General features: G+C 47.6%; 10 protein-coding genes. All 10 read left to right on the top strand.

Going from position 1 to position 12,392, the window contains the following annotated elements; genetic code table 11:
* The first annotated feature begins 122 nt into the window (after positions 1-122).
* A complete protein-coding gene (rny, locus tag ACKPBX_RS13605; RefSeq protein ID WP_086628079.1) occupies positions 123-1,682 on the top strand; it encodes a ribonuclease Y in 1,560 nt (519 codons plus the stop codon).
* A gap of 142 nt (positions 1,683-1,824) precedes the next feature.
* Positions 1,825-2,631 carry a TIGR00282 family metallophosphoesterase gene (locus tag ACKPBX_RS13610; protein ID WP_319995633.1) on the top strand — a complete coding sequence of 269 codons (807 nt, stop codon included), beginning with the start codon at positions 1,825-1,827 and terminating at the stop codon, positions 2,629-2,631.
* On the top strand, positions 2,628-3,002 hold the full coding sequence (locus tag ACKPBX_RS13615; RefSeq protein ID WP_319995634.1) for a YlbF family regulator: 375 nt from the start codon (positions 2,628-2,630) through the stop codon (positions 3,000-3,002). Before ACKPBX_RS13610 ends, ACKPBX_RS13615 begins: the two co-directional genes overlap by 4 nt.
* A gap of 33 nt (positions 3,003-3,035) precedes the next feature.
* A complete protein-coding gene (gene mutS, locus ACKPBX_RS13620) occupies positions 3,036-5,630 on the top strand; it encodes a DNA mismatch repair protein MutS (protein WP_119093029.1) in 2,595 nt (864 codons plus the stop codon).
* A 5-nt stretch (positions 5,631-5,635) separates the two neighbouring features.
* The gene (gene mutL / locus ACKPBX_RS13625) at positions 5,636-7,666 is read left to right on the top strand and encodes a DNA mismatch repair endonuclease MutL (protein ID WP_319995635.1); all 2,031 of its coding nucleotides are present in this window, start codon (positions 5,636-5,638) and stop codon (positions 7,664-7,666) included.
* Positions 7,667-7,740: 74 nt separating this feature from the next.
* A complete protein-coding gene (locus ACKPBX_RS13630; RefSeq protein ID WP_119093027.1) occupies positions 7,741-8,346 on the top strand; it encodes a DUF937 domain-containing protein in 606 nt (201 codons plus the stop codon).
* 150 nt (positions 8,347-8,496) lie between these two features.
* Entirely contained in the window at positions 8,497-9,897 is a 1,401-nt protein-coding gene (locus tag ACKPBX_RS13635) for an ISLre2 family transposase (RefSeq protein ID WP_319995042.1), read from the top strand.
* 255 nt (positions 9,898-10,152) lie between these two features.
* Positions 10,153-10,578, top strand: a complete 426-nt coding sequence (msrB, locus tag ACKPBX_RS13640; protein ID WP_086628073.1) for a peptide-methionine (R)-S-oxide reductase MsrB — start codon at positions 10,153-10,155, stop codon at positions 10,576-10,578.
* A 169-nt stretch (positions 10,579-10,747) separates the two neighbouring features.
* Positions 10,748-11,359 (top strand): Holliday junction branch migration protein RuvA, encoded by a 612-nt coding sequence (gene ruvA, locus ACKPBX_RS13645; RefSeq protein WP_086628072.1) that lies wholly within the window; start codon positions 10,748-10,750, stop codon positions 11,357-11,359.
* Positions 11,360-11,364: 5 nt separating this feature from the next.
* The gene (ruvB, locus tag ACKPBX_RS13650; protein ID WP_086628071.1) at positions 11,365-12,378 is read left to right on the top strand and encodes a Holliday junction branch migration DNA helicase RuvB; all 1,014 of its coding nucleotides are present in this window, start codon (positions 11,365-11,367) and stop codon (positions 12,376-12,378) included.
* The last annotated feature ends 14 nt before the right edge of the window (positions 12,379-12,392 follow it).

Consider the following 12,392-nt stretch of genomic DNA (forward strand, 5'->3'; position numbering starts at 1 on the left):
TGACATGTCAGTATTCTACGTTTAGAATGAATTTATGTGTATCGCTTCATTCTGCACATTGTAAAACTAATTTTTATTCATTTTTTTTGACAACAAAATTAAATAGATACGGAGGTGAAACTATGGATATATGGACTTTAGCCTTCGCTATCATAGCTTTAATTTTTGGTGTCGTTGTCGGATATTTATATCGAAAATCGAATCACGAAAAAGAAATAGCTGGTGCCAAAAATACCGCTTCCCAAATTCTTGAAGATGCTCGTAAAGAAGCAGAAACAACAAAAAGAGAAGCTATGTTAGAGGCGAAGGATGAGAACCACAAATACCGCTCAGAAATAGAAGATGAATTGCGCGAACGACGCGGTGAGGTTCAAAAACAAGAAAATCGATTGATCCAAAGGGAAGAAAATTTGGATAGAAAAGATACCAGTCTTTCGAAACGTGAACAATCTATCGAGTCAAAAGAGGATAATCTTGTCAAAAGACAAAACGCTTTAGTTTCTGAGGAAAATCGCATTCAAGCATTGGTGGAAGAGCAACAACATGAACTGGAAAGAATCGCTACCTTATCACGTGAAGATGCAAGAAACATCATCATGGATGAAACGGAAAATCAACTTTCGCATGAAATTGCGGTCATGATCAGAGAATCCGACCAAAAAGCGAAAGATGAAGCAGATCGTAATGCGAAAAACATTATCCTGCAGGCGATCCAAAGAAGTGCAGCCGATTTAGTTTCGGAAGCAACAGTTTCAGTTGTTACACTGCCTAACGATGACATGAAAGGCCGCATCATTGGCCGCGAGGGAAGAAACATTCGGACTTTGGAGACCTTGACAGGTATTGACCTGATCATCGATGATACGCCAGAAGCTGTCGTGTTAAGCGGATTTGATCCTATCCGAAGAGAAATTGCGAAAATGGCTTTGGAGAAATTAATTCAAGATGGACGTATCCATCCTGCGAGAATTGAGGAAGCAGTTGAGAAAGCCCGTAAGGATATGGATGAACGCATAAGAGAAATCGGCGAACAAGCAACTTTTGAAGTTGGCATCCATTCTTTGCATCCTGATCTGATTAAAATTTTGGGACGTCTGCATTTCCGCACTAGTTATGGACAAAATGTCCTGAACCACAGCATCGAAGTCGCAAAACTTTGCGGCGTAATGGCTGGGGAACTAGGCGAAGACATCAATCTGGCCAAACGTGCAGGTCTGCTGCATGACATCGGAAAAGCTCTCGATCATGAAATAGAGGGTTCGCACGTTGAAATCGGCGCAGAAATCGCCCAGAAATACAAAGAAAATCCGGTTGTCATCAATGCAATTGCCTCACATCATGGCGATGTTGAAGCAAACTCAATCATATCAGTATTGGTCGCATCTGCTGACGCTTTATCTGCTGCTCGTCCGGGCGCAAGAAGTGAATCTCTGGAAAACTACATCCGCCGCTTGGAGAAACTGGAAGCAATTTCGAACAGTTTTGAAGGCGTAGCAAGCAGTTTTGCTATCCAAGCAGGAAGAGAGATCCGCGTCATGGTCAAGCCAGACCAACTTGACGATTCTCAAGCTATTCGTGTAGCTCGCGAGATTAGAAAGAAAATCGAAGAAGAACTAGATTATCCGGGACACATCAAGGTTACGGTTATACGCGAAACAAGAGTAATTGAATATGCCAAATAATTAAAAACCAAACGGGACAGCTTCTTGTCCCGTTTTTTGCTTTTTATGGATATCCCGGTTGATGGGCAAGGGCCCAACGGCTTATCTAAACGGACAAAATATGTTACTATAAAAAGACTAGAATTTAGAGAAGAGGCTGAAGATGAAAGTATTATTTATTGGAGATGTTGTAGGTTCAATCGGCAGACAGATGCTGCAGGACACACTCCCGCAACTGAAGAAACATTACCGTCCGCAAGTGACCATCGTGAACGGGGAGAATGCGGCAGGCGGCAGAGGGATAACAGAAAAAATTTACAAAGAATTTTTGCAGACCGGTGTCGATGTCATCACCATGGGGAACCATACGTGGGATAACCGTGACATATTCGAATTCATCGGAACAGCCAATAAGATGATCCGTCCGGCTAATTTCCCGGAAGGGACTCCTGGCATCGGTTGGACGATCATAAAAGTGAACCAACTGAAATTGGCTGTTGTGAACCTGCACGGACGTGTCTTCATGAACAGTCTGGATGACCCTTTCCGCAAAGCGGATGAAATACTGGAGCAGGTACGGAAAGAAACGAATTGCATCTTTGTCGATTTCCATGCCGAAACGACCAGCGAAAAACAAGCGATGGGCTGGTATTTGGATGGTCGCGTTTCTGCTGTGGTCGGTACGCATACGCATGTGCAGACAAATGATGCGCGTATTTTGCCGGAAGGGACAGGCTATCTGACGGATGCCGGAATGACCGGGGCTTACGACAGCATTTTGGGCGTCGAAAAAGAGATCATCATCCAGAAATTTCTGACGCAAATGCCGATTCGGCATGAAGTGCCTGAAAAAGGCAGAAAATTGCTTTCCGGTTGCTATATTGAAATCAATGATCAGACCGGCAAGTGCGTAAAAATCGAGAACATCGTGATCAATGAAGATCGCCCATTTGGAGGGGAATTCTATTGACCCAAGAACTGCCTATCGAAGGCCCGGCAGAAGCAGAATTGAACAGACTGATCGAAATGTTGGGAAAAAATGAAGTGATCGTCCGCTATCAAGAGGCCGAAGAAAACACAAAAGACAATCGGGCGCTGGAACAATTGGTCGAAACAATCAAAAGTAAGCAAAAAGAAGCCGCGGCTTTTGAACATTATGCCAAGCCGGCAGCGGCAGCAAAAACAGCCGCTGAATTAGCGGAGCTGAACAAGCAGTTGAAGGACAGCATAGCGGTCCAACAATACCGCGAAGCTTTATGGGATGCCAACGAACTATTGGAAAATGTCATCAGCATCATCCAACGCGGCGTCGATGACGCTATCGAAAAAGATGAAGCATGAAGACTGAAGAGATCTATTAATTGAGGTGAAAGAATGCCACAGAAGACTAAAAATACGCCCATGATGGAGCAATACTTATCCATAAAAGAACAGTATCCGGATGCATTTTTGTTTTATCGCTTGGGCGATTTCTATGAATTATTCCATGATGATGCCATGAAGGCCGCAAAATTACTGGAAATCACGCTGACGAGCCGCAACAAAAATGCCGATGAGCCGATTCCCATGTGCGGGGTCCCTTATCATGCTGCAGCGGAATACATCCGGAGACTCGTAGAAATGGGGCACAAGGTCGCCGTTTGCGAACAGATGGAGGATGCCAAGCTAACGAAAGGCATGGTGCGGCGGGAAGTCGTGCGGGTCATTACGCCCGGTACATTTCTGAATGAGAACGGCAGCGAAAGCAAAACAAATAATTACTTGGCCAGTGTCATCCAAAACGAAGCAGGCGGGTATGGGCTGGGATATGTCGATATCGGAACGGGGGAGCTGAAAGTCACGCTCCTGACCAACGAAGACGCCGTATTCAACGAGCTCCAGACTTTGCCTTTCAAAGAAATCGTCCTGGACACAAAAACGGCTGACGGCCTGACGGAAAAGTTGGAAAAACATTTCGGTATCCTTGTTTCCATTCAGGCGAAGCTGATTCCGGAAACGGACTTCCACGATCTGGTTGCGGAATTGCCGCAACAGTCGGAAAAAGATGTGCTTGTTTTGTTGTTGAGCTATCTTTCGGATACCCAAAAGCGCAGCTTGTCCCATCTTCAGAAAGCCGTCGCCTATCAAACGGACGCTTTCCTGAAGATGGATACCTACGCGCGGCGCAACCTCGAGTTGTCCGCATCCATCCGGACGCAGCAGAAAAAAGGCAGCCTGCTATGGACGCTGGATGAAACAAAAACGGCTATGGGCGGGCGCATGCTGAAACAATGGCTTGAAAAGCCGTTGATCAACCTGAGCGACATACTCGAAAGGCAACGGAAAGTGGAGTCATTGGTCAACCACTACTTTGAACGAATGGACATCAATGACGCCTTGACATCGGTTTATGATCTGGAACGTTTGGTCGCCCGAGTGTCACTAGGCAATATCAACGGCCGCGATCTGATCCAGCTGAAAACCTCTCTGCAGCAGATCCCAGGATTGGTCCAAGCCATCGCTGCAATCGATGAACCGGATGTTTGGCAGGCTGTCATCGACAAATTGGAAGCTTACCCAGAAGTCATCGAACTGATCGAGCGGGCGATCACGGATAATCCGCCAATCCAGATCACGGAAGGCAACATTATCCGTGACGGCTACCATGAGCAATTGGATCGCTACCGCGATGCGATGAACAACGGGAAGCTTTGGATAGCGATGCTGCAAAAAGAGGAAAGAGAAAAGACCGGCATCAAAACGCTGAAAATCGGCTACAACCGCATTTTTGGCTATTACATAGAGGTGACGAAGGCGAACCTTGCGGCGCTGCCTGAGGGCACGTATGAGCGCAAACAGACGCTTGCCAATGCGGAACGTTTCGTCACGCCTGCATTGAAGGAAAAAGAGACGCTTATTCTGGAAGCTGAGGAAAAGTCTGTCGAATTGGAGCATGAGCTGTTTGTCGCTTTGCGGGAAGAGATAAAAGGATACAGCAAACAGTTGCAGGCACTTGCCAAACTGGTGGCGGAGATCGATGTCCTTCAGTCGTTCGCCCATGTCAGCGAAGCCTATCATTTTTCCAAGCCCGAATTGAGCAACAGCGACCGCAATCTGTCCATTAAAGAAGGGCGCCATCCGGTTGTGGAACGCGTCATCGGCAAAGATAAATTTGTGCCCAACAGCATTTCCATGGACAAGGACAACCATATTCTGCTGATCACTGGGCCGAACATGTCAGGCAAGAGCACCTACATGCGTCAGGTTGCGCTGATTGTCATCCTGGCCCAGATGGGTTGTTTCGTGCCGGCGGAAAAAGCCCATTTGCCTATCTTTGACCAAATCTTTACCCGGATAGGCGCGGCTGATGACCTCTATTCCGGACAGAGCACGTTCATGGTCGAAATGGTCGAAACGAACCAAGCGCTGCGATTCGCCACCGATAAGAGTCTGATTTTGTTCGACGAAATCGGCAGGGGAACGGCGACGTATGACGGCATGGCCTTGGCGGAAGCGATCCTGCGTTACATCGATCGCACAATCAAAGGCAAGACGCTGTTTTCGACGCATTACCATGAATTGACCCAACTGGAAGCCGATTTGGCGGGGACAAAAAATGTTCATGTAGGGGCAATCGAAAAAGACGGAGAATTGGTGTTTCTGCATAAACTGATGCAGGGTCCAGCAGACAAAAGCTATGGCTTGCATGTGGCCAAATTAGCCGGAATGCCCAATGAATTGATCGCCGAAGCGCAGGTCATCCTCAATTCATTGAATGAACAGCACGTGCTGCACTCCGGAACGGGCGCACCTGTTCCGGATGATACGGTCGAACAATTGGCGCTGTTCCAAGAAAGTGCGATGCTTCCGAACGAGAAGCACGTACTGGATGAATTGTCGGACTTGGCGCTGGAGGATTGCACACCGATGCAAGCCATGCTGATGATAGACAGTTGGAAAAAGTTGCTGAAATCGCAAAAAAGTAGGTGAGAACGATGGCCAAAATCAGGGAACTTTCCCAAATATTGACGAACCAGATCGCTGCTGGGGAAGTGATCGAACGGCCGGCATCGGTCGTTAAGGAATTGGTGGAGAATGCCATCGATGCGAACAGTACGCAAATCGATGTTTTCATTGAAGAGGCGGGATTAAGGAAAGTGCAGGTCACCGACAACGGCGACGGCATCGCGGCGGACGAGGTGAAACTTGCCTTTACGCGGCACGCGACCAGCAAAATATACACGCAGGATGATCTTTTCCGCATCCACTCGCTGGGGTTTCGGGGTGAAGCTTTGCCCAGTATCGCTTCCGTCGCCAAAGTTTCGATCGAAACGGCTGTCGCTGATCAAAGCGGCACCTACTTGTCCATAAAGGGCGGCGTCATCGGCGAGGAAAGGCCGAACAAATCCCGTAAAGGGACTACGATCATCGTTGAAGACCTTTTTTACAATACGCCAGCCCGTCTGAAATACATCCGTTCCCTGCAGACCGAATTGTCGAACATCACAGACATCATGAACCGGATCGCATTGAGCCATCCGGAGATTGCTTTCCGTTTGCATCATGAAGGCAACCAACTTCTGCATACAGCAGGCAATGGCGATCTGCGTCAGACCATCGCTGGAGTCTACGGCACATTGACCGCCAAGAAGATGAAACTGATCGAAAACGAAAATCTGGACTTCAAAGTGAATGGCTACATCAGTTTGCCGGACACGACGCGGGCAAGCCGCAACTATATCACCTTGATACTGAACGGGCGTTTCATAAAAAATTACGCCTTGAACAAAGCCATCATCGATGGCTATGGCTCCAAGCTGATGGTCGGAAGGTATCCGCTCGCCGTCATCGTGATCGATGCGGATTCCCTGCTTTTGGATGTGAATGTGCATCCTTCGAAAAAGGAAGTCAGGATCAGCAAAGAAAAAGAGCTCGGCGAATTGATCGAAAGCGCAGTCGCTGCTGTTTTGCGGACGGAAGAACGCATCCCGAGCGGCATCGAAAATCTGAAATTCAAACGCCCGAGTCCGGCTGAACCGGTCCGGACCGAGCAATTGAGCGTCTCTTTCCGGTCATTCGATCAAGAGCTCGTGCAAGAAACGGAAACGAAGCTGCCGGCGATCAGCGAAAATGAGGATTTCCGATCTTTGGAGACGTCGTGGGACAACGGGCCGGTTCATAATGAAAATGCGGAACGCGAACAAGTTTATATGGGTTCTGAAGAAACCGCGCCTTCGGAAGACCTTCCCCTTCCAAGTGAAGAACAAGAAGCGTACGTTGTTCCGTTCAGTGACCAACCAAAACAGGACCGCAATGAACCAACCGCGCCTTACCTGTCTGTTGAACCAATTAATCCGGCTGCCCATGAAGAACCGATCATGAAAACCGTCCAGAAAGTCGAAGCGGAGGCAGAGAAGGCACAGGCGAGCAAGCGGCCTTTCCCGGAGCTGCATTTTTTTGGCCAGATGCACGGGACTTACCTGTTCGCGCAGAATGAAAATGGCCTCTATATCATCGATCAGCATGCTGCGCAGGAACGCATCAAATATGAATACTACCGTGAGGAAATCGGCAAGGTTTCCACCGATCTTCAAGGTTTGTTGATACCAATCATGCTGGATTATCCGGCGAATGAATTCCAGTTGATCCAGGAAAATCGGGATGTGTTGGAATCGATGGGCCTGTTCCTCGAACCATTTGGCCAGAACAGTTTCATCGTCGAAAAGCATCCTGCCTGGTTCACTCCGGGTGAAGAGGAAGACATTCTGAAGGAACTGGTGGAGATGTTTTTGGCTGAAGGCGATATCTCCATCAAAAAGCTTCGTGAAGCAACGGCCATCATGATGAGCTGCAAGCGCTCGATCAAGGCGAATCATTTCCTGAGCGATAAAGAAGCGCGCCAACTGTTGGCCGATCTTGCCAAAACGGATAATCCCTACAATTGCCCGCACGGCAGACCGGTGCTGATCCAATTCTCCAACCAGGATATGGAGAAGATGTTCAAACGGATCCAGGACCCGCACTGAAAGCGTATCATTTCTTATTTCTGCTTATCTATTGTAAAATCAGGATAGTTAAATAACAGATAGGAGTGGAAAAAATGGTGCAAATCAATGACATTTCCGAAATGATGGGCGAGCTGAACAAAGAAAGTTCGATCCAGGCTTTAGGCAGCAAAACGGGCGTTGATGAAAGCATTTTGCCGAAATTGGCTGTAGTTGCAATTCCCTTGATCCTTCGGGCATTAAGCAAAAACGCAGAGTCAAAAGCAGGGAAAGATTCCTTATCAAATGCATTGGAAAAACACAAAGGTCAGACCAAAGACGTATCCTCGATCGAAGATGTGGTCAAGAAAGCCGATACGGACGATGGCGATAAAATATTGGATCATGCCTTCGGGGACAAGGACAAGGTTGTGGATCAGATTGCTGCCCAAACAGGCATCAGTAAATCCGAGGTTGCCAAGGTCTTGGCTTCCATGGCGCCGATGATTCTGGGCATGTTGGCCGACAAAAAGGATGCTGATGGCTTGGATGCCGACGGTGTGGCCAAACAGACCGACATCTTCTCGAAACAAGCTGAAGAAGCAGCCACGAAAAATTTCGACATAACCGATATTTTCCCTAAGCAGTCCGGAACGACGACGCCAGCAGCGACGGGCGGATTGGGCGGTATTCTGGGTAGCATTTTGGGGAATCTATTCTGATCCAAACCTGGAATAGCGCGTGCGAAGCAGAACAAGACCTAAGTGTATAATTTTTCTATGCAAAACTATTCTTTTGTTGAAATAGTCAAAAAGAAGACCTTACAATACAACTAAAGGTTGGTAGCCAATTTAGTGTAGAGGAAGGTCTTCATGGAAAAAATTATAGCAGAAATTCACCACATAATAAAGGATTCAAATCATGTGCTTGATGCAGAAACTACGCTTCAGGCTTATTTCTCAGATCTTGTAAGTCAACTCATGAAGGAGGCCTTAGAGGCCTTGGATAGCGAGTTGTACGTTCCGTTTAAAGCGGAAGGATGGCGTATCGCCAACAGGGATTCACGCACGATTACTTTCACATTCGGTACAGTCGAGTTTATGCGTAGACGTTTAAAGAAGAAAGGTGAAAAGAGCTTTTTCCCACTGGATAACATCTGTGGCTTCAATAAAAGCGAGCGCTACTCTACCCTTTTACAAAAGCAAGTGGCCGAACTTGTGACTGGCAGCGTCTACCGCGGTGTGGCCGAAGCCGTCACTAAACTGACTTCGTTCAGCATGAGCCATGGAACAGTGGGCAATATTGTGAAATCGGTAGGAGAAAAGCAAGCGCAGTGGGAGAAACAAAACTTAGAAGAATACGAAGTGGCCTTACCCGAAGAACAGAAAGAAGTACCTTTTCTCTTGGTAGAAGGCGATGGGATCGTCATTAAAGGCAAGGGGAAAAGAAAAGAAGAGATCCACCGAGTCCAAATAGCAGAAGGCGTCACAACAAGCGGGAAAAGAAAGAAACTGAAAAATCCGATATTTGTGTCATCGTTGAAATCAGCGAAAGATGCATGGGAGAAAGCAGCGATTTATTTAGGGAGTCATTACGATCTCAAAAATACGGTAGTCATTTCGAACACCGATGGTGGCTCAGGTTATCGGGCAGAGGACTGTGCCATGGCAATTGGTGTGTGTAAGGAACATATCCATCAGGTGGATCGCTATCACGTTCACAAAAAGATTAAGAGCCGTCTTTCTTGGTGTCCAGAGATGGAACTGCCGCTGAAAAAGGCCCTATGGTCCTATGATTGGGATTCGATTGCGATTGTGTTGGATACGATTGAAAGTAAAATCTCGCTAGAACAGGAGAAAGATCAAAAAGAGGAGTTACGACTTTTGGCAGCCTACCTAGAAAGAAACTGGGCGTATCTTCGTCCGTTAAGAGAAATCGAATCCTGCAAAGGAATCCGGGGAATTGGAAGCTGTGAAAGTAATCATCGACCTTACAGCTACCGAATGAAAGGTAATGGGAAATACTGGAGCCATGATGGCGCTCGGGCGATGGTCTCCATCATTGAAGGTAAGAAGATGGGAACCCTAGAAAAAGCGTTAACGGAGCCAGTACGTACCGTTCCGGAAAGTTTAGCGGTAAAACTGAAATTCGCAGTCAGAAATGCGTTAAAGAAACATTCTGGCAGAGAGAGGACACCCGCTAGACAGGCTGGTATACCAGCGATGAACGCGACCTGCAGCATGGGAATGATGAAGAAAATATTTGCGAGTTAATCAGAATTTTCTTCAAATCCTCCGGGAATACAGTGAATTACGCTTTTTGATTCACTGTATTCCCGGAGGGAAGGGCAAGCGACGCGCGCCAAAGCTTCAGGGACAATATTAAAACAATTTCAAATTGGCACTACAAGTAAGGTTTCTGAACTTTGCATAGAAAAGATTGACACATACGAACAAGACTTTTTTGTTCTGCTTTTTTTCATTTTTTGATATACTGGAGCAATGAAAAGAAAGGGGTCTGATCTCACTATGGACAATAAAGAGGAACAATTGAAGCGCTTGACGCCTTTACAATATGAAGTGACACAGAACGAAGCTACGGAAAGACCTTTTTCCGGCGAGTACGATGATTTTTATGAAAAAGGCATCTATGTTGATGTCGTGAGCGGAGAGCCGTTGTTCAGTTCTGCAGACAAGTACGATGCAGGCTGCGGTTGGCCTTCTTTTGCAAAACCGATTTCCACTCTGAAGGAGCTGGAGGACCGCAAACTGATGCGCAAACGCACGGAAGTCCGGAGCCCTCAAGGTGACTCCCACTTGGGGCATGTTTTTGAGGACGGCCCAGCAGAGTTGGGCGGTCTGCGCTATTGCATCAATTCGGCAGCCATGCGCTTCGTCCCTTACGATCAATTGGATGCGGAAGGCTACTCTGAATACAAACAATTATTCGAATAAGCAGCAAAGAAAAGTCCCAAGGCTACCGGTCCTGGGATTTTTCTTTGCTTGCACCTACCAAACAAATGTTCCCGCACAGAAGATGACGCAGCGGCTGTCATTTCCGTTCGGTTTTATGTTATGATAGAAAATGAATGACAATCAGGAAATGAAGAGTAGGAGCCAAATGATGTACGAATATATAAAAGGTAAATTAGTCTATGTGGGGCCGCTTTATGTGGTGCTGGAGAACGGTGGCATCGGCTACCAGTTGCTGGTCGCGAATCCTTTCCGCTTTTCCGGAAGCCTGAACCAGGAGATGACGTTTTACATCTATCAGGCAGTCCGCGAGGATGCAATCACACTCTTCGGTTTCAAGGACTACACGGAAAAGCAGTTGTATTTGAAACTGATCAGCGTCTCCGGAATCGGACCGAAGAGTGGCTTGTCGATATTGGCGAGCGATGATCATCTGGGTCTGATCCAAGCGATCGAAACGGATAATGTGGGGTATTTGGTGAAATTCCCGGGGGTAGGCAAAAAGACGGCCTCGCAGATCATCTTGGACTTGAAAGGCAAACTCGGCGAATTGCTGCCCGATACGTATTGGATGGAAGAACATCCGGTCCACGAAACAGCTGGCGGACAGTCCGCTGTATTGACGGAAGCTTTGGAAGCTTTGGCCGGTTTGGGATATTCGGACCGTGAAGTGAAGAAAATACTGCCGCTATTGGAAAAAGAAAACTATTCCAGCGCCGAAGAAGTGCTTCGTACGGCATTCAAGCTACTTTTAAAAGGGTGATATAGATGACAGCTGAAAACAGAATCGTTTCCGGAAATACGGAAGATCTAACAGAAGATTTGATTGAAAAAACATTGCGGCCTCAAATGATGGCGCAATATATCGGGCAAGACAAAGTGAAAAATGAACTGAAAGTGTATATCCAGGCCGCGAAAGCGCGTAGTGAAGCCTTGGATCACGTCCTGTTATACGGACCGCCCGGGTTGGGGAAAACGACACTGGCGATGGTCATCGCCAACGAATTGGATGTCCGCATCCACAGCACGAGCGGACCCGCAATCGAGCGGCCAGGCGATCTGATGGTATTGCTCAACGAACTGGAAGCGGGGGATGTCCTCTTCATCGATGAGATCCATCGCTTGCCGCGGATCGTGGAAGAAGTGTTGTACTCTGCAATGGAGGATTATTATGTGGACATCATCATCGGGCAAGGTCCGACAGCCCATCCGGTCCACTTTACCTTGCCGCCGTTCACGCTGGTCGGTGCCACGACCAAAGCCGGCAGTCTTTCGGCCCCCTTGCGTGACAGGTTCGGGATCGTTTCGAGGATGGAATATTACAGTCTCGAGGATCTCCGGCAGATCGTCCATCGCTCTTCGGATGTTTTGTCCACGAAAATCGATGAGTCAGGCGCTGTCGAAATCGCCTTGAGATCCAGAGGCACCCCGCGTGTTGCCAACAGGCTGCTCCGCCGGGTGCGCGATTTCGCCCAAGTCTATCGCGATGGCCTGATCACGAAGGAAATCGCCGACAAAGCTTTGTCCATTTTGAGCGTGGACAACAAAGGGCTTGATGATTTGGATCGGCAAATATTGACGACAATGATCCGATTCTATAATGGCGGCCCCGTCGGTCTTTCAACGATAGCCGCCAACATCGGCGAAGAAATGGAAACGATAGAAGATATGTACGAACCCTATCTGCTCCAATTGGGCTTCCTGCAGCGCACCCCGCGCGGCAGGGTAGCGACCCCTATGGCATACGACCATTTGGGGATCAAGTATGATACAGAAAAATAAGCGAGGTATTTTAT

The sequence above is a fragment of the Trichococcus shcherbakoviae genome (genome assembly GCF_963666195.1).
In the GTDB taxonomy this organism is placed as follows: Bacteria; Bacillota; Bacilli; order Lactobacillales; family Aerococcaceae; genus Trichococcus; species Trichococcus shcherbakoviae.